The organism is Lysobacter sp. HA35 (assembly GCF_054061195.1).
The window spans coordinates 1727880-1745120 of the sequence record NZ_JBSSDY010000001.1; the positions used below are offsets into that span (position 1 = coordinate 1727880).

At 66.7% G+C, this 17241-nt stretch carries 17 protein-coding genes; 16 read left to right on the forward strand and 1 reads right to left on the reverse strand.

Annotation, left to right across the window (positions count from 1 at the left end):
- Positions 1 to 6 precede the first annotated feature (6 nt).
- From ACVWZN_RS08630 to ACVWZN_RS08700, 15 genes are all read left to right on the forward strand, one after another.
- A complete protein-coding gene (locus tag ACVWZN_RS08630; protein ID WP_456953448.1) occupies positions 7 to 1812 on the forward strand; it encodes a chemotaxis protein CheA in 1806 nt (601 codons plus the stop codon).
- A gap of 150 nt (positions 1813 to 1962) precedes the next feature.
- The gene (locus tag ACVWZN_RS08635; protein WP_456953449.1) at positions 1963 to 2283 is read left to right on the forward strand and encodes a metalloregulator ArsR/SmtB family transcription factor; all 321 of its coding nucleotides are present in this window, start codon (positions 1963 to 1965) and stop codon (positions 2281 to 2283) included.
- Between the two features lie 9 nt (positions 2284 to 2292).
- Positions 2293 to 3648, forward strand: coding sequence for a DUF2867 domain-containing protein (locus tag ACVWZN_RS08640; protein WP_456953450.1), 1356 nt, complete (start codon positions 2293 to 2295; stop codon positions 3646 to 3648).
- A complete protein-coding gene (locus ACVWZN_RS08645) occupies positions 3645 to 4226 on the forward strand; it encodes a DUF4166 domain-containing protein (protein ID WP_456953451.1) in 582 nt (193 codons plus the stop codon). The genes ACVWZN_RS08640 and ACVWZN_RS08645 overlap by 4 nt, the downstream gene beginning before the upstream one ends.
- 65 nt (positions 4227 to 4291) lie before the next feature.
- Positions 4292 to 5023 carry a hypothetical protein gene (locus ACVWZN_RS08650; protein WP_456953452.1) on the forward strand — a complete coding sequence of 244 codons (732 nt, stop codon included), beginning with the start codon at positions 4292 to 4294 and terminating at the stop codon, positions 5021 to 5023.
- 87 nt (positions 5024 to 5110) lie between these two features.
- Positions 5111 to 5851 carry a flagellar motor protein gene (locus ACVWZN_RS08655; protein WP_027083213.1) on the forward strand — a complete coding sequence of 247 codons (741 nt, stop codon included), beginning with the start codon at positions 5111 to 5113 and terminating at the stop codon, positions 5849 to 5851.
- The gene (motD, locus tag ACVWZN_RS08660; RefSeq protein WP_456953453.1) at positions 5851 to 6747 is read left to right on the forward strand and encodes a flagellar motor protein MotD; all 897 of its coding nucleotides are present in this window, start codon (positions 5851 to 5853) and stop codon (positions 6745 to 6747) included. The genes ACVWZN_RS08655 and motD overlap by 1 nt, the downstream gene beginning before the upstream one ends.
- A complete protein-coding gene (locus ACVWZN_RS08665) occupies positions 6747 to 7517 on the forward strand; it encodes a ParA family protein (RefSeq protein WP_027083212.1) in 771 nt (256 codons plus the stop codon). Before motD ends, ACVWZN_RS08665 begins: the two co-directional genes overlap by 1 nt.
- Positions 7518 to 7519: 2 nt before the next feature.
- Positions 7520 to 8203, forward strand: coding sequence for a chemotaxis protein CheW (locus tag ACVWZN_RS08670; protein ID WP_456953454.1), 684 nt, complete (start codon positions 7520 to 7522; stop codon positions 8201 to 8203).
- An 826-nt stretch (positions 8204 to 9029) separates the two neighbouring features.
- Positions 9030 to 9329, forward strand: a complete 300-nt coding sequence (locus tag ACVWZN_RS08675; RefSeq protein ID WP_051235201.1) for an STAS domain-containing protein — start codon at positions 9030 to 9032, stop codon at positions 9327 to 9329.
- The gene (locus ACVWZN_RS08680) at positions 9326 to 9691 is read left to right on the forward strand and encodes a response regulator (protein ID WP_027083211.1); all 366 of its coding nucleotides are present in this window, start codon (positions 9326 to 9328) and stop codon (positions 9689 to 9691) included. Before ACVWZN_RS08675 ends, ACVWZN_RS08680 begins: the two co-directional genes overlap by 4 nt.
- A 22-nt stretch (positions 9692 to 9713) precedes the next feature.
- Entirely contained in the window at positions 9714 to 11681 is a 1968-nt protein-coding gene (locus ACVWZN_RS08685; RefSeq protein ID WP_456953455.1) for a chemotaxis protein CheA, read from the forward strand.
- A gap of 23 nt (positions 11682 to 11704) precedes the next feature.
- Positions 11705 to 12193, forward strand: a complete 489-nt coding sequence (locus ACVWZN_RS08690) for a chemotaxis protein CheW (RefSeq protein ID WP_027083209.1) — start codon at positions 11705 to 11707, stop codon at positions 12191 to 12193.
- A gap of 209 nt (positions 12194 to 12402) precedes the next feature.
- A complete protein-coding gene (locus ACVWZN_RS08695) occupies positions 12403 to 12825 on the forward strand; it encodes a YsnF/AvaK domain-containing protein (RefSeq protein WP_456953456.1) in 423 nt (140 codons plus the stop codon).
- A gap of 43 nt (positions 12826 to 12868) precedes the next feature.
- A complete protein-coding gene (locus tag ACVWZN_RS08700; RefSeq protein ID WP_456953457.1) occupies positions 12869 to 13681 on the forward strand; it encodes a YsnF/AvaK domain-containing protein in 813 nt (270 codons plus the stop codon).
- A gap of 166 nt (positions 13682 to 13847) precedes the next feature.
- On the opposite strand, the gene ACVWZN_RS08705 is transcribed toward ACVWZN_RS08700, so the two are convergent.
- Positions 13848 to 14153, reverse strand: a complete 306-nt coding sequence (locus ACVWZN_RS08705; RefSeq protein WP_456953458.1) for an energy transducer TonB — start codon at positions 14151 to 14153, stop codon at positions 13848 to 13850.
- Between the two features lie 277 nt (positions 14154 to 14430).
- Here ACVWZN_RS08705 and ACVWZN_RS08710 point away from each other — a divergent pair, with 277 nt between their 5' ends.
- On the forward strand, positions 14431 to 17085 hold the full coding sequence (locus ACVWZN_RS08710; protein WP_456953459.1) for a methyl-accepting chemotaxis protein: 2655 nt from the start codon (positions 14431 to 14433) through the stop codon (positions 17083 to 17085).
- Positions 17086 to 17241: the final 156 nt, after the last annotated feature.

A 17241-nucleotide genomic window follows, 5' to 3' on the forward strand; every position in this document is an offset into this window, starting at 1 on the left:
GACGTCATGAGCGGAAGCGACGGCATGACCGAGATCTGCGCGGACTTCCTCGTCGAAGCCCGCGAGATCGTCGAACAGCTCGGCGAACAGATGGTCGTGCTCGAGCGCGCGCCGGAAGATCGCGACGCGCTCAACACCGTCTTCCGTGGTTTCCACACCATCAAGGGCGGCGCGGGCTTCCTCGACTTCCCGCCGATGGTGACGCTGTGCCACGCCGTCGAGGATCGTCTCGACGTCGCGCGCAACGGTTCGATGCCGCTCGACGGCTTCGCGTTCGACGGCGCGCAGCAGGCGATCGACCTGCTTGCCGACATGCTCGAATGCGTCGCACAAGGCCGTCCGTTGCCGACCGTGCCGCAGATCCTCATCGACAGCATGCATGTCGACGGCCATGGCGGTGCGCATTCCGGTGCCGCGCCCGTCGTCGCCGCGAGCGATCTTCCCGACAATCTCGACGAGCTCGATTTCGATTCGCTGCTCGATGCGTTTCATGGCAAAGGGGCGCTTCCCGGCGCCGTGGTGGTGTCCGAAGCACCGCCGCCGGCAGCGGTCGCCCCCGCGCCTTCTCCCACGCAGGTCGCACGTCCGGAGCCGACATCCGGTGGACGTCGCAGCCCGGCCGCGAACGACGCCGGTGAAACCACCGTGCGCGTCGACGTGCGTCGTCTCGATGCGATGGTGAACCTCGTCGGTGAACTCGTGCTCGCGCGCAATCGCCTGAAGACGATCCGCCCGCGCCTGCGCGACGAAGACCTCGACCGCGCCGTCACCGTGCTCGATGCCGCGACCAGTCGCCTGCAGTCCGCGGTGATGATGGCGCGCATGCAGCCGGTTGGCCGCGTGTTTTCGCGCTTCCCGAAGCTCGCGCGCGATGTCGCGCGGCAGGTGCAGAAGTCGGTCGAACTCGAAGTCATCGGCGCGGAAACCGAACTCGATCGCAACCTCGTCGAAGCGCTGTCGGATCCGCTGGTGCACCTGGTGCGCAACGCGATCGACCACGGCATCGAATCGCCTGAAGTGCGTCGCATCGCCGGCAAGAACGAACAGGGCAACGTGCGTCTTTCCGCGCAGCAGGAAGGCGATCACGTGATGATCGAAGTGCGCGACGACGGCGCCGGCATCGACCCCGACAAGATCCGCGACAGCGCGATCCGCAAGGGCCTGATCGAGCCGGAAGCCGCCGCGCGCCTGACGTCCGACGAATGCCTGCAGCTCATCTTCCTGCCGGGTTTCTCGACCAAGACCGAAGTCAGCGATCTCTCGGGACGCGGCGTCGGAATGGACGTCGTGCAGAGCAAGATCCGCGAGCTTTCCGGGACCGTGCACATCCAGTCCGAAGTCGGACGCGGCACGCGCATGGCGATCAAGGTGCCGCTGACGCTCGCGATCCTGCCGACGCTTCTCGTCGAGATCGAAGGCGACGTGTACGCGCTTCCGCTGGTGCGCGTCGTTGAAGTGCTCGCGCACCACGGCGGCAACGCGATGTGGATCGACGGCCAGAGCGTGCTTGATCTACGCGAGCAACCCACGCCCGTGCTCGACCTGCGCGCATGGCTCGGCCTCGACGCCGCACCGCAGGGCGCGTCCACCGGCGTCGTGCTGCAAGCGGGCGAACAGCGCTTCGTGCTGATCGTCGACCGCGTGCGCGGCCGCGAGGAAGTCGTCATCAAGGCCCTGCCCCGCACCCTGCGCGGCCTGGCCGGCTACGCGGGCGCCAGCCTGATCGGCGACGGCCGCATGGCGCTTATCCTGGACGTCGATACGCTGCACGAAACGGGTGTGCGTACGCGGCGGGCCGTGGTGAACGGCTGATCGTTCTCACCGTATCGGCGACATCGGAAGCCCGCGGAGACGCGGGCTTCGTCGTTTTCGACCGGTCGTCGGCGCGCGTGCGGACGTGCTTGACCAGCTCCACGTGTGCCGGGTACATATTTAACGTCTTAATTAACTATAGGTGCCGCCATGGATCGCGTCTTCGAAGCCATCGCGTCGTCCGCCCGACGGAAGATCCTCGCCTATCTCAACGAGGGCGAACTGACGGCCGGCGACATCGGCGAGCGGTTCGACTTCAGCAAGCCGGCGCTGTCGAGCCACCTGCGCATCCTCGAGGACGCCGGGCTGATCCAGCGCGAAAAGCGCGGCCAGTTCGTTTACTTCCGTCTCGTGCCTGAGCACCTCACGAACACGTTGTTCGCGTGGGCCGCCGAGGTGTGTCCCGTTGCAGGGCCGCTCAAGCGCGAGAGCCGGGCCCGCGCGCGCAAACCGAAGCCGGCCGGTACCTGAGGACATCGCATGCTCGCCCTGCCCGACCTTATCGCCACATTTCCCTCGGTTCGCCTGCCCGCACACGACGGTGGCCTCCCCATCGAAGTCGCGCTCATCACCCAACTCGGCATTGGTGCCGGGGACGCGTTGATCGAAGACGCCCGCAAGCGCCAGTCCGCGCATCCCGATTTCGTCGATGAGCTGGATGAGCCTTCGGCGCGAATCGGCGCGATGGACCTGTCGCGCGGCGATCCATCCACGTTGTATTCGTTCGCAGTCGGTGAGGCGGGCCATCCATTTCATCGGCATGCCGGGCATCGCGTGTTCACCGCGATTTCGGGCAGCGCCGGCGCGCTGCTGCGGTTTTCGACCGTTGCGGACGACACGATGTGCAACGACCCGGACGCGTTCGTACGCGCACTGCGGCAAGTGCGCATTCCTCCCGATTGCCTGTTCACCGTTCGATTCGGCGGCGGTACATGGCACCAGTTCCTGCCCGCAAACGACCGCGCGTCGAGCCCCGCGCTGTTCGCGTTGTCGTGCCACACGAATGAACTTGGCGGCGATCTGTCTTCGGACGTGCGCGCGCAGGTCGCCGCCAACATGGCCGACATTCCCTCGCTCACCGATGTGTTGCCGGCCGAAGTGCAGGCTGTCGTGCGCCGTCATCCGATCGCCTCACTGCCGACCGTCAGCCTCGCGCTGCACGCACGCCCCGGTTCACTGGCGCTTCGGGCGTGCGCTCATATCCGCGGCGCCGTTGGCCCGGTGCGCAGAACGCTGACACGGCTGCGCCCACTTCGCGGCTATCGCGCTGAACCTGCACGAACGGTCGAACACCTTGCATCTCCGCCAGCGGCTCTGCGTCTGGACGATGGCCTGACACACGTACACCACGAGGACATCGTGGCGACCACACTCGGCGCGGCGGAAGTCGACGGGCGCGGCGCACCCGCCCTCATGGCAGACCTGTTGCGTGCGTTCGTCGAGCACTCGCCGGATGCGGTGAGCGCACTGATGTCGATGCGGAACGTCATGGTCGCGCCGTTCCGCCTGCGCACGTCGCGACTGGGCTGCCCCGTCTCTTCATTGCTCGGGGATGCCCCGAACAGCTTCGCGGGCTTTCCCGTGCTGGCACACGCGCGAATCGCCGGCGACGGAGTTGCCGTATTGCTCGGCGCGGACGATCGCCACCTGCGGTTCCGCACGACCGTCTCCATCATCAAGGGAGCGGACGGGCAAGCGCGTCTTTCGATGCTGACGCGCGTGCACTGTTCCAACATGTTCGGCCGCGCGTACATGGCCGCTATCGAAGCCGCTCATCGGCGTTACATCGCGCCCACGATGCTACGCACCGCGACCGACGCGATCGCGCGCCGATGACGGAACGCTCAGCAGGTACCAGCGTTGTCGAGACTTGGCTCGGCCACGGCGTCGAACGACTGCATCCGGCGCTTCGCGCGCTGCACAGCGTCGGCGGTCGCCTGGCGGGCGATGTCGATACGTACGTGGCAGACTACGTCATCGGGCGGCGGCTCGCACGTCGCATGTGGCTTACGACGGGCACCTCGCGAGTCCACATGCAGGTCGACGTCGTGCCGGGCGACGACGGTTTCCTGTGGACACGGCGTTTCGATGGCGGCCCCGCCTTCGTCTCGCACTTCCGGCCGGTCGGCAGCTGGCCCACTGGCACATGGCGGGAGCGCACCGGCCGCACGCAGATCGAGTTGGGCGTCGACCTCGCCGACGGCCACTGGCGTTGGCAGCATCGAAGCACGTCGATCGCAGGCCTTCGCATTCCGGCCCGTCTCGCGCCGCGAGTGCGTGGCGAAAAGCGGATCGTCGACGGCATGTACCGGTTCGATGTCGAACTCGCATTGCCGCTGCTGGGCACCGTGATGCGCTATGGCGGGTTGATGACGATGGTCGGCCCGATCACGCAGGCAGCATCGGGCGACTAGCGCCATGTCGCGCCGCCCACCGGCCGTGTGCTACTCATGCATTACTGCCGCTGTCGGACCACGCCGTGCGCCTGCTCGTGTTGCTGCTCTCGTTGTGCATGCCGGTGGTCGCGTGGCTCGACCAGCGCGGGACGTTCGGGCCCTCCAACGGTGAGGTATCGAACCGGTTTCCGACGCTGCTGGTCGCCGCGGGTTACGCGTTCGCGATCTGGGGGCTGATCTTCCTGCTCGACGCGCTGCACGGCATTTCGCAGGCGACCGGGCGTCGCAGGAAGCTGCCGGTGCTTTCTCGCGCTGCACCATGGACCGCCCTCGGTTTCGCGGCGACGACCGCCTGGATGCCGCTGTTCTCGATGGGCCAGTACGCCGTCTGCGTGCTGGTAATCGCATTGGCGACGCTGGGCATGGTGCGCGCGTCGATGATCGTGCTCGCCGATTCCACGTCACCGGGCCTCGCGCGCTGGTCGCTGCCGCTGCATGCGGGCTGGCTGTCGCTGGCGACCTTCCTCAACATCGCGCAGGTCATCGTCGCGTACCGCTGGTTGCCGACCGACCGGATGCTGCCGTGGAGCCTCGTGCTGCTCGCGCTGGCGACCGGACTCGCGCTGGCCGTCAGCCGTCGCCTGCGCAGCTGGCCGTACGTGCTGGCGATCGTCTGGGGACTGGCGGCGACGTACGCCAAGCAGTCGCGCGCGTCGCTTTCGGGGGCAGATGTCGCGGCGATCGCGGCGCTGGTCGCCGCCGGGTTGATCGTGCTCCAGCGCCTGCTGCCGGGTAAGCGCCGCCACCGGCGCTGACCGCGTCGCCGAACCGGGCGCCGCGTCCCCGATTCGAAATGTTCTCCCGGCTCAAGAATCGGCGACCGTTATCCGTTAACGGTCCCGATGGACAGGCTCTCTTTTATCGGCGTCGTGCTCGCGCTAGTCGCGTTGCTGGGCGGCAGCGTGCTCAAGGGCGCGGGGCTGGCCGGGCTGTGGTCGCCTGCGGCCTTCGTGATCGTGATCCTCGGCACGCTTGCAGCGATCCTCGTGCAGACGCCGATGTCGACCTTCCGTCGCGCCATGAAGATCGTGCGCTGGGTGTTCAGCCCACCGGCGCGCGACGGCCACGCGCAGATCCGTCGCCTGGTCGACTGGAGCCACACCGCGCGTCGCCAAGGCCTGCTCGGCCTGGAGTCGGAGCTGATGACCGTGCAGGACGATTTCCTGCGCAAGGGCCTGCAGATGGTGGTCGACGGCAGTGAGCCGGAGCAGATCCGGCAGACGCTCGAGATCGAACTGCAGAGCCACCAGCATCGCGACATCGCGGCTGCCAAGGTGTTCGAAGGCATGGGCATCTACGCGCCCACGCTCGGCATCATCGGCGCGGTGCTCGGCCTGATGGCGGTGATGAAGAATCTCGCCGACCCGAGCAACCTCGGTCACGGCATTGCGGCTGCGTTCACCGCGACGATCTACGGCATCGGCTCGGCCAACCTCGCGTTGCTGCCGATGGCAGCGAAGCTCAAGGGCGTGATCAACGCGCAGGCCACCGAGCGCGAAATGCTGATCGAAGGACTGATCGCGATCGCGCAGGGCGAGAACCCGCGCAACATCGAATCGCGGCTGTCGGGATACCTGCACTGATGCCGCGCCGCTTCGCCCACGAAGAGCACATGAACCACGAGGCGTGGGCGATCCCGTACGGCGACCTCGTCACGCTGCTGCTCGCGTTCTTCGTCGTGATGTACGCGATGTCGTCGATCAATGCGGGCAAGTACCGCGTCGTCGCCGATTCGCTGTCGACCGCGTTCGGCGGACCACCGAAATCGATGACGCCCGTGCAGCTCGGCACCACGCAGACGCGCGGTTCGGATTACGACCGACCGTCGCTCGCGACCGCTGGCGCCGCAGGCCGGACGCGTGCGGCGCCGGTGCAGGTTCCGCACGTGCTGACGGCCGCCGCTGAAACGCCCACCGCACGCGAAGCGCGCGAGCGTGCATCGCGCGCGCAACTTCAAGGCATCGGCGATCGCATCGGCGATGCCCTGGCGGGACTCGTGCAGCAGAACCTCGTGCACGTACGCGCCGGCAGCGACTATCTCGAAGTCGAGATCCAGAGCGACCTGCTGTTCACCAGCGGCTCCGCGATGCCGAGCGGCCTCGCCATCGATACCGTGCGCAAGGTCGCCGACGTGCTGCGCGACCAGCCGAACGCGCTGCGCGTCGAGGGCTATACCGATAACCAGCCGATCGCGAGCAGCCAGTTCCCGTCGAACTGGGAACTCTCCGCTGCGCGCGCGGCCAGCGTGCTGCACGTGATGCAGCAGGCCGGCATCGCGCCGTCGCGCCTGTCGATGACGGGCTACGCCGAATACCAGCCGGTCGCCGACAACACCACGCCCGAAGGTCGCAATGCGAACCGTCGGGTCATGCTTGTGATCCTGCCCGCCGGCCGCGGCACCGACGCCGTGAGCGGCGCCGATGCGCGCACGTCGATCGCGACGGCGCAGGACATCCACCCCGCCGGGAGGGCCGGCTGATGCAGACCTGGGCGATCGCCAACCAGAAGGGCGGCGTCGGCAAGACGACCACGACACTGTGCCTTGCGCGCGGCCTGGTCGATGCGGGTTTCCGCGTGCTGGTCGTCGATCTCGACCCGCATGCGTCCGTCTCGCATGCCTTCGACGTACCGAACGATCCGCCGCCGCGTGGCTCGTACGAACTGTTCACCGACGCGACGCAGATGCTGTCGCGTCTTGCGCGCACGACCGCAGTGGAAGGTCTTTCGATCTGCCCCGCGCAGCCGTCGCTGGCGACGCTCGAACGTCGGGGTGCGAGCCAGCCCGGCCTTGGCCTCGCGCTCGGTCGCGCACTGCATGCCGCGCGCGACGTGTACGACTTCGCGTTGCTCGATTGCCCGCCGACGCTGGGCCTGTTGATGGTCAACGCACTGGCCGCAGCCGATCGACTCGTTGCACCGACGCAGACCGACCCGCTCGCGTTGCACGGCCTGCGCGACATGCTGCGCACCGCCGACATGGTGGAACGCTCGCGCCGCCGCCCGCTGCCGCGATCGATCATCCCGACACTGCACGACAAGCGCACGCGCTCGGGCCAGGCAAGCCTCGACCAGCTGCGCGATAACTACGGCGAGCAGGTCAGCCCCGACGCGATCCCGGTCGACACGCGCCTGCGCGATGCCGCGGCGGTGGCATCCGGCCCCAAGTTTTCCAGCCGCGGTGCCGATGCTTATCGAGAGGCGCTGCAATGGCTCCTCGACCCCATTTCACTTCAGTGCGAAGCCGCGTGACCATGGCCACCATCGACGCCTACCTCGACGAACTGCTCGGCACGCACGCGGCGCCCGCGACGGTCGCAGCCGACGCGTTGCCGATGACGCATGCAGAACCGGACGTCGTGATTGCCGCGCCCGCTGCGGCGATCGAACCGCCGGTCGTGCATCCCGCGCCGACGCCGTCGCCTGCACGCGGGATGCCGTCGCTGGAGGCGTTCGCCGCGACGACGCCGATTGCACCGATCCCGCGCGTGCCGGTCGCCGCAACACCGGGCCGTGCGCGCACCGCGACCGGCGGCAATCGCTGGCTGCGCGTCTGCGTTTCGAATGACTCGTATGCCTTCGAGCTGCTGCGCGTGCAGGAAGTCGTGCGCGTTGCGCCGGTGGTCGCGATGCGCGGCGCCGCGCATTCGGTGCTGGGCGTGATGAACCTGCGTGGTCGCATCGTCCCCGTGTTCGACCTGGGCCTGTGGCTCGACGTCGGCGCGGTGAAGGCGGACGAGCGTTCGCGCGTGGTCGTGATCGAGCGCGATGACGAACTGATCGGTGTGCTGGTGACGTGCGTGGAGGACGTGGTGTCGCTGGAACGCGAGCATGTCGAACCGCCGCTGCACGGCACCGATCCGGGGCCGACGCTGGGTGTGGCGCGGGTTACCGAGGCGCCTACGGTTTTGTTGGATGCGGATGCGTTGTTTGACTGATCTGCCTGCTGGTGTGTTTTAGAAGCAAAGGCGTTTCGTGCGCTGCGCGCCCGAGTTACTTTTCTTTGCTGGTGCAAAGAAAAGGTAACCAAAAGAAAGCACCTTCCCCGATCAGATCTACAGCGCGCGATCGTGTGAGTCTTCCACGATCCGCACACTCGCCATCCTGGCTCGGGTGCGGACGGCGCACATCCATGTGCGCCGCCCTTCGGGTCTCACGATTGCGGTCGCAGCGTGCAGTCGCGCGTGCGCTCGCTTGCGCATTGCGATGAGTCGCAGCACTTTTCAGCAGACGCTGCGTAGCAGAATTGCTGCCGTGCGCGCTTTAGCAGCTGGCGTCCCGTGCCCACTCTGCCGGGCTGTACTTCGGATTCTGCTTTTCGCGGTCCTGGGTTGGGTTGCCCAGATGGCCAAGTCGCAGCGCCCCGCCTAAGGCTCACTTCAACAGCCGCCCAAACCGTAAAGACCCCGAAGGGGCGGCCGACAGGACGTCGGCCGTCGCCACCCGAGCCAGGATGGCGAGTGTGGCGATCGCGACAGACCCACCCGATCGCGGGCTGTAGATCCGTCGAGGAAGGTGCTTTCTTTTGGTTACTTTTCTTTGCACCAGCAAAGAAAAGTGACTCGGCCGCGACAGCGGACGAAACGCCTTTGATGCCCGGCCGCGCGTCGTCGCAGCACCAAATCAACGTGCGAGCACCGTCCAAACCCTACCCACACAACAAACTGCGACACCCCTCCCACATCACCCCCACCCCCCACACCTCAAGTCACCCGCCCCCGGGCCGTTAAACCGGTCGTAATCCTTTCCGCGGCCAGGTGCGTCATGACCGAACTGAGCCTTCAATCCGACCTCGGCATCGAGCACGTGGGTGCATTGCAGCAGGTGCTGCTGCCCCATCTCGAGGACGACGAGCCCGTCTCGATCGTTGCCGACCAGGTGCAGCGCGTGCATGCCGCCGGCTTGCAGCTGCTGCATGCGTTCGTGCGCGATCGCGCAGGCGCGGGCCGCCGCACGAGTTTCACCCTCGCATCCCCTGCCCTGGTCAACGCCGCGCGACAGCTCGCGCTGGCGGTCAGCCTGGGCGTCGAAAACACTCAAGCTGTAAACGGAGATATTGCGTGAGCGCGCAACTGCTGATCGTCGACGATTCCACTTCCATGCGGCAGATGGTCGCGTTCGCGCTGTCGTCCGGCGGGTTCAACGTGAGCGAAGCCGAGGACGGCCAGGCCGCGCTCGACATCGCGAAGACGCGCCGCTTCGATGCGGTCGTCACCGACGTCAACATGCCGCGCATGGACGGCATCGAGCTGATCCGCAACCTGCGCCAGCTGCCCGACTACCGCTTCACCCCGCTGCTGATGCTCACCACCGAGTCCGGCCCGGAAAAGAAGCAGGAAGGCCGCGCCGCCGGTGCGACGGGCTGGCTGGTGAAGCCGTTCGATCCTGACCAGCTGCTCGCCACGGTCCGCAAAGTCCTCGGCTGAGCCGGCAGGAGTCGTCGTCCCCATGGACATGAGCCGGTTCCACGCGGCCTTCTTCGAGGAGAGCCGCGAAGGCCTCGACACCGCGGAGTCCGGTCTCCTCGGCATGGAGGCCGGGCGTTCCGACGCCGACACCATCAATGCGATCTTCCGCGCGGCCCACTCCATCAAGGGCGGCGCGGGCACGTTCGGTTTCAAGTACATCAGCGACTTCACGCACGTGATGGAAACGCTGCTGGACGAAGCGCGCGCCGGCAAGCGTCATCTCGACTCCGCTGCGGTCAGCGTTCTGCTGACGTCCGTCGACGTGCTGCGCGGCATGCTCGACTACGCCGAGAACGGCGGCACGCTCGACCAGCCCGCCGTCGACGCAAGCAAGCGCCAACTCGACACGCTGCTGACGGGCGTCGCGCCCGCAGCACCCGTTGCCGCCGCCGCGAAGCCCAAGAGCGACGGCCCCGAGCGCTGGCGCATCAGCTTCCGTCCGTATCCGTCGCTGTTCCTCAGCGGCAACGATCCGCTGCGCATGCTGCGCGAACTCGCCGACCTGGGCGCGCGCGACATCGCCTGCTTCGACGACACACTGCCGAAATTCGCCAAGCTCGATCCGGTCAATGCCTACCTCGGCTGGTCGTTCGAGCTGCCGGGCACCGTCAAGCGCGCAGCGATCGACGACGTGTTCGCATGGGTCGAGGACCAGTGCGACCTCGTCATCGATGCGATTGAGCCCGAACCTGAAGCGGTCGTCGAGCTTCCGGTCGAAGTGGCCGCATCGAACGACGTGCATGCACCTGTCGCCGGTGGTGGCGGCGCCGAGAGCTCGATCCGCGTGGCCGTCACCAAGGTCGACGCGCTGATCAACCTCGTCGGCGAAATCGTCATCACCCAGGCGATGCTTCAGCAGCGCGCGGAAGGTCTTGATCCGGTGCAGTTCGAAGGCCTTCTGGCCGCGATCAACCAGCTCGAGCGCAACAGCCGCGACCTGCAGGAAGCGGTGATGAGCGTGCGCATGCTGCCGGTCGACTTCGCGTTCTCGCGCTTCCCGCGCATGGTGCGCGACCTCGCGACGCGCCTAGGCAAGAAGGTGCGCCTGAAGACGCAGGGCGAGCAGACCGAACTGGACAAGGGCGTGATCGAAAAGATCGTCGATCCGCTCGTGCACCTCATTCGCAATTCGATCGACCACGGCCTCGAATCGCCGGACGATCGCCGCGCCGCGGGCAAGGACGAGACGGGCACCATCTCGCTGTCCGCCATGCATCAGGGCGGCCACATCGTCATCGAAGTCAGCGACGACGGCCGCGGCCTGAATCGCGACAAGATCCTTGCGAAGGCTGCCGAACGCGAGCTGCCCATCGGCGACAACCCGACCGATGCGCAGGTGTGGGAGCTCATCTTCCACCCCGGCTTCTCCACCGCCGACAAGCTCACCGACGTGTCGGGCCGCGGCGTCGGCATGGACGTGGTGCGCAAGAACATCCAGGCGCTCGGCGGCAGCGTCGACATCCGCAGTGCGACGGGCAAGGGGTCGACCATGACCATCCGCCTGCCGCTCACGCTCGCCATCCTCGACGGCATGACCGTCGCGGTCGGTAGCGAAGTATTCGTGGTGCCGCTCAACGTCGTCGTCGAATCGCTGCAACCGAGTGGCGACGAGATTCGCACGATCGGCGGCGGGGATCGCCTGCTGCGCCTGCGCAACGACTACATCCCGCTGGTCAACCTGTCGACGCAGTACGGGCTCGGCATGGACATGTGCGCGATGCTCGATACGCCGTCGATCGCCGTCGTCGTCGAAAGCGAAGGCAAGCGCATCGCGCTGGAAGTCGACGAACTCATCGGCCAGCAGCAGGTCGTCATCAAGAACCTCGAGTCGAATTACCGCAAGGTGGCCGGCGTGTCCGGCGCGACGATCCTGGGCGACGGTCGCGTCGCGCTGATCATCGACGCCGACGGCCTCGCGCAGCACATCCGCATGAAGGACGCGGCGTAAGCACGCCGCCACAGGAACGCACCATGAGCACCGAAGCCATCCACGACGCCGGCATCACCGACCACGAGTACCTGACGTTCACCCTCGGCAGCGAGGAGTACGGCGTCGACATCCTCAAGGTGCAGGAGATCCGCGGCTACGACCAGGTCACCCGCCTGCCGGGCGCGCCGCACTTCGTGAAAGGCGCGATCAACCTGCGCGGCCTGATCGTTCCCGTCGTCGACATGCGCCTGAAGTTCGAGCTGTCGCAGGCGGTGTATGACGACACCACGGTGATGATCGTGCTGAGCATCGCCGGCCGCACGATCGGCATCGTCGTTGATGGTGTGTCCGACGTGCTGCGCCTGGATCCGTCGCAGGTTCGCGCGGTGCCGGACCTCGGTTCGGCGATTGACCGCCAGTTCCTCACCGGGCTCGGTGTCGTCGACGAACGCATGCTGATCCTACTCGACATCGAACGCCTGATGACGAGCGAAGAGATGGGGCTCGTGGAGCAGGCTGTCGCCGCCTGACGTTCACGCACTGCCTGTTCACGAGAGCCGCGATGGCGACATCGCGGCTTTTTTCATGCGCAGTTCGTGCATCACCGTTGCGGCGCGCGCTCGCAGTCTTAACCGACACCGGCCGTAAGCCGCGATGACTCCAATGCATGCGCGAATTTCGCGATCGATTTACTTGATGACTGTTGCACTGCGTGCCCGCAACACGGACACCGCCTTCCATGCCCACGTTTCCACGCTCCCCGCACTTCGATCGCAACGACGAGGTCCTGCTTCCCGTCGTGCAGGAAGAGTTGCAGGTCGACAAGCGCATCGTCGACACCGGCGTGGTGCACGTACGCACGGTGACGCGCACCCACGAGCAAGTCGTGGACATGCCGCTGGAACGCGAGGAAGTGCAGATCGAGCGCGTGGCGATCGGCCGGCCCGTCGATCGACCGGTCGAAGCGCGGCAGGAAGGCGACGTGATGATCGTGCCGGTGCACGAGGAAGTCATCGTCGTCCAGCGACAACTGATGCTCAAGGAGGAACTGCACATCCGTCGCCGCGTTGCGACGGTGCAGAGCACACAGCCGGTGACGCTGCGTCGGCAGGACGTCGAGATCGATCACCACCCCATCGGGGGCGCAACGCCCCTTCAGTAGTCCGCCCAACGGGCACCCTTCCCCACGCAAGGAGACACAGGCCATGGCCACCACCCTGGTCGGTATGTTCGATTCGCTCGCCGACGCCGAACGCGCCCGCGACATGCTGCTTCGCGAAGGCGTGCAGCAGAGCGCGATGCACGTCGCCAACAATGAATCCCTGTCCGCCACGACGACTGCCGATTCCGATTCGAGCGATCACCGCGGCTTCTTCTCGCGCCTGTTCGGCCTCGGCGACAGCGACGAGACCGCGTCGACATATTCCGATGCAGTGCGCAGCGGCCACGCCATGCTGACCGTCACGCTCCCGGATGAGTCCGACGCGAGCCGCGTGAGCTCGTTGCTCGAAAGCAGCGGCGCGAGCGATGTCGATGAGCGCGCGCGTGCCTATCGTGCCTCGTCGCAGGCGATCCAGCGTGGCGATACGCTCGGCAACGACACGTTGAAAGTCGTGCAGGAAGAGCTGCAGGTCGGCAAGCGTGCAGTCGAAACCGGTGGCGTGCGCGTGCGCCAGTTCGTCACCGAGCGCCCGGTGCAGGAGCAGGTGCAGCTGTGCCAAGAGCGCGCGATCGTAGAGCGCCGCCCGGTCGACCGTGTGCTGCAGCCGGGTGAACTCGAAGGCCTGAACCTGGGCGACCGCGAATTCGAACTGCGCGAGCGCGGCGAGGAAGCGGTTGTCGGCAAGCAGGCGCGCGTGGTCGAGGAAGTCGCGGTCGGCAAGAAGGCCGAGGTGCGCACCGAGACCATCGAGGACACGGTCCGCCGCCAGGATGTCGACGTCGAGCAGCTGACGGCTGCGCAGCAGACGCAGCGCCAGCAGCCGGGCAGCACGACGCGCACGCCGCCGTCGCGTTGATCGCACGTGTATGAAACGAACCGGAGGCTACGGCCTCCGTTTCTTCGTCGCGCAAAAAAAAAACCGGCCGCTTTCGCGACCGGCTCAAGGGTTTGTGCGGGCAACCGGCAATGCCGGCTCCGCAGGTGCGCGCCGAAGCGCAGCCCCCGATAGAGCATCGAACCTCTTACAGCGAGAAGGTCAGGCGAACCTTGCCCTTACCGCCGCCCGGCTCGAACTGCCACTGCTTGACCGCCTTCACTGCCGACTGCTCGAACGTACGCGTCGGCTTGGCGCTGACGACGGACACCGAGGCGACCTTGCCCGTCGGGTCGACTTCGAATTCAACGTCGACGTAACCGGTCGTGCCGGCACGTGCGGCCTCCGGCGGGTACGACGGCTCGACACGCTTGATGGGCTTGAGGTCGGCGGCCTGGGCCGGCAGCGCGGCACCGAGCACCAACGCGATCGCGAACACGAAAGAACGGGTCATTTGTTTTTCTCCTGACAACGGGTACAGGGCGCACACAGCGGCGCCATGAGCCCGACAACGGCGACGCGCACGTGTTCTTGAGCCGCGCAACGCCTTTTGCCGCAACGGATTCACCAGTTCTTGATGTGCATCGCACTAAGCCGCCCGTCGGCCGCACGCGAAGCGATGCGCAGGATTCCTGACGCGCCGGAAATCCGACGCGGGTCACTAAAGTTCGCGGGTGACGAGCCGATGACGGACACAGCCGACCCATGAAGGGTCTACCGCCGAGGCTGTCATGCGTTCCAACAGTTCGTCCTTCGCCGACCGGGCACTCGCGCCGTCCACGCGACTGATGTCGAAGCTCCGCTTCACCCAGAAGGCCGTCGTCATCGGCGCCTCGTTCGTGCTGACCTGCGCCGTGCTCACGGGCTTCATTGCGAAGTCCGCGTACAGCGAGATGTCGGCGGCGAAGCTGGCGGCAAGCGCCTCGGCACCGATCCATTCGCTCAGCGATGCGATGACCGCGATGCAGCTGCATCGTGCGTTGTCGATGCGCGCGCTGTACAAGCAGCCGGTATCGACGGAAGCGTTGGCGTCTGCGCAGACCGCGATCGACAAGGCGCTGGCTGACGTCACGAGCTGGCAGGACGATCGCCTGAGCGGCACGCCGCTCAATGAGCAGATCAATACGTTCAAGGCCGCATGGGCAAAGGCACTCGTGCCCGAAACCGACGCCGCCAAGATGACCGAAGCGCACACCGAGGCGCTGCGCCAGGCGCGCCTGCTGGTGAAGCAGATCGACGTCTCCAGCGGCCTGAGCCTGTCGCAGAACCCGGCCAGCTACTACTCGAGCCGTGCGGTCGTCGATTGGCTTCCGCTGCTGGGCGAAGCGAGTTCGACCTATGGCCTGACCGCCGTGCACGTGCTTGGCGAGCAGTCGATCTGGGCCGATGACCGCGCGAATTTCGCCGCGGCTGGTGGCATGGAGCAGTTCCTGCTCGACCGCATCGACGTCGACCACAAGCAGCTCGCCAAGTTCGACGCCGAGAATGCAGCCAAGGCATCCGGACCACTGAAGGCCGCGCTTGCCGCGATCAACGGCAACAAGGCGTTCGTGCAGAAGAACGTCATCGATGCCGAAACGCAGGACATGCCGATCCCGGCGATGGCCGCGAACAACGATGCGATGCGAACTGCCTTGCAGAAGGCGAGCAACGCGATGTTCACCTCGCTGGATGACACCACCGCCGACCAGATCGCCGCCGTGCGTAATCGCACGCTCGTCGTGATCATGATCGTCGTACTGTCGCTCGGCCTGGCGGCCTACCTGTTCGTCGGCTTCAGCCGCAGCACCCGCGATTCGCTCGCGAAGATCAAGAACGCCGCCGAGCTGCTTGCCGTCGGCCAGTTCCCGGACACGGTCGGCGTCGACAGCCAGGACGAGCTGCGTGTGATCGGCGACGGCATCGAGAATGCGGTTGGCGCGCTGCGTGGCTTTGCCAAGGCGCAGCAGGACATGTTCAACCACCACGAGTCGGGCAACATCGATCACCGCATCGATGCCGACCAGTTCCCCGGCTCGTACGGCGTCATGGCCGATGACCTCAACACGCTGGTGTCGTCGCACATCGACGTGCAGAAGAATGTCATGGACCTCGTGGGCCAGTACGCGAAGGGCGACCTGTCGCGCGACATCGAACGCTACCCGGGCCAGAAGGCGCGCATCACCGAATCCATGGATGCGGTGAAGGCCGGCATGCTGCAGGTCACCGGCGAGATCAAGACGCTGGTCGACGCCGCGGTCGCAGGCGATTTCAGCCCGCGCGGCAATGCCGACGCGTACCAGTTCATCTATCGCGAGATGGTCGGCAACCTCAACACGCTGATGCAGAGTGCCGACCACGGCCTGAGCGAAGTCGGTTCGCTGCTCGCAGCGGTGTCCGACGGCGACCTCACGCAGCGTGCGGACGAGAACCTGCCGGGCCAGTTCGGCGAACTCGCGCACAACGCGAACCGCACCGTGCACCAGCTGGCGGGCATCGTCGGCCAGATCCGCATGGGCAGCCAGCTCATCAACACCGCCGCCGGCGAAATCGCCGCGGGCAACAGCGACCTGTCGGCGCGTACCGAACAGCAGGCCGCGTCGCTCGAGGAAACCGCGTCGTCGATGGAAGAACTGACCAGCACGGTCCGCCAGAACGCCGACAACGCGCGCCAGGCCAACCAGCTCGCGATCGGCGCCGCCGATGTCGCGCAGCAGGGCGGCACCGTGGTGAGCAAGGTGGTCGGCACGATGGGCGCGATCAACGCGGCCTCGCGCAAGATCGTCGACATCATCAGCGTCATCGACGGCATCGCGTTCCAGACCAACATCCTCGCGCTCAACGCGGCGGTGGAAGCGGCGCGCGCCGGCGAACAGGGCCGCGGCTTCGCGGTCGTCGCCTCCGAAGTGCGCTCGCTCGCGCAGCGTTCCGCGCAGGCGGCGAAGGAGATCAAGGGCCTGATCAACGACTCGGTCGAGAAGGTCGGCGAAGGCACGCAGCTGGTCGACCAGGCCGGCCAGACGATGCAGGAGATCGTGACGAGCGTGAAGCGCGTCAGCGACATCATCGCGGACATCTCGGCGGCATCGCAGGAACAGACCAGCGGCATCGAGCAGGTCAACCAGGCGATCCTGCACATGGACGAATCGACCCAGCAGAACGCGACGCTGGTCGAGGAAGCTTCCGCCGCGGCACGCTCGCTCGAGCAGCAGGCCGTGCAGCTCGTCGAGACGGTCGCAGCGTTCCGCCTCGACGCGGCGCAGGCCGAAGTCAACGCGGCGCTGGCCCGCGCGGTCGAGCCGGTGAGGGTGCATGCGCCGAAGACCGCCGCGACGGTCGCGATCGCGGCGCCGAAGACGCGTCGCACCGCGAAGGCGAACGGCGAGCAGCACTGGCAGGAGTTCTAAAGGCCCTGCCCCGTTTGCCCCACGAACGCCGGCCACGTGCCGGCGTTCGTGTTTCTGGACCGTGACGCATGCACGCCTGGAGCCGTGACGCGCTTGGCGTCGCGACATCGCGGCGGCCCGGCCGCCGGTTCAAGTCGCACTGCGCGTCGCCGTTAA

Bases quoted from the DNA above. Each gene is read 5' to 3' on its own strand.
- ACVWZN_RS08630 (WP_456953448.1), top strand. From the start codon at position 7: ATGAGCGGAAGCGACGGCATGACCGAGATCTGCGCGGACTTCCTCGTC.
- ACVWZN_RS08675 (WP_051235201.1), top strand. From the start codon at position 9,030: ATGACCGAACTGAGCCTTCAATCCGACCTCGGCATCGAGCACGTGGGT.
- ACVWZN_RS08705 (WP_456953458.1), bottom strand. From the start codon at position 14,153: ATGACCCGTTCTTTCGTGTTCGCGATCGCGTTGGTGCTCGGTGCCGCG.
- ACVWZN_RS08655 (WP_027083213.1), top strand. From the start codon at position 5,111: ATGGACAGGCTCTCTTTTATCGGCGTCGTGCTCGCGCTAGTCGCGTTG.
- ACVWZN_RS08710 (WP_456953459.1), top strand. From the start codon at position 14,431: ATGCGTTCCAACAGTTCGTCCTTCGCCGACCGGGCACTCGCGCCGTCC.
- ACVWZN_RS08700 (WP_456953457.1), top strand. From the start codon at position 12,869: ATGGCCACCACCCTGGTCGGTATGTTCGATTCGCTCGCCGACGCCGAA.
- ACVWZN_RS08645 (WP_456953451.1), top strand. From the start codon at position 3,645: ATGACGGAACGCTCAGCAGGTACCAGCGTTGTCGAGACTTGGCTCGGC.
- ACVWZN_RS08685 (WP_456953455.1), top strand. From the start codon at position 9,714: ATGGACATGAGCCGGTTCCACGCGGCCTTCTTCGAGGAGAGCCGCGAA.
- ACVWZN_RS08665 (WP_027083212.1), top strand. From the start codon at position 6,747: ATGCAGACCTGGGCGATCGCCAACCAGAAGGGCGGCGTCGGCAAGACG.
- ACVWZN_RS08690 (WP_027083209.1), top strand. From the start codon at position 11,705: ATGAGCACCGAAGCCATCCACGACGCCGGCATCACCGACCACGAGTAC.
- ACVWZN_RS08670 (WP_456953454.1), top strand. From the start codon at position 7,520: ATGGCCACCATCGACGCCTACCTCGACGAACTGCTCGGCACGCACGCG.
- ACVWZN_RS08695 (WP_456953456.1), top strand. From the start codon at position 12,403: ATGCCCACGTTTCCACGCTCCCCGCACTTCGATCGCAACGACGAGGTC.
- motD (WP_456953453.1), top strand. From the start codon at position 5,851: ATGCCGCGCCGCTTCGCCCACGAAGAGCACATGAACCACGAGGCGTGG.
- ACVWZN_RS08635 (WP_456953449.1), top strand. From the start codon at position 1,963: ATGGATCGCGTCTTCGAAGCCATCGCGTCGTCCGCCCGACGGAAGATC.
- ACVWZN_RS08640 (WP_456953450.1), top strand. From the start codon at position 2,293: ATGCTCGCCCTGCCCGACCTTATCGCCACATTTCCCTCGGTTCGCCTG.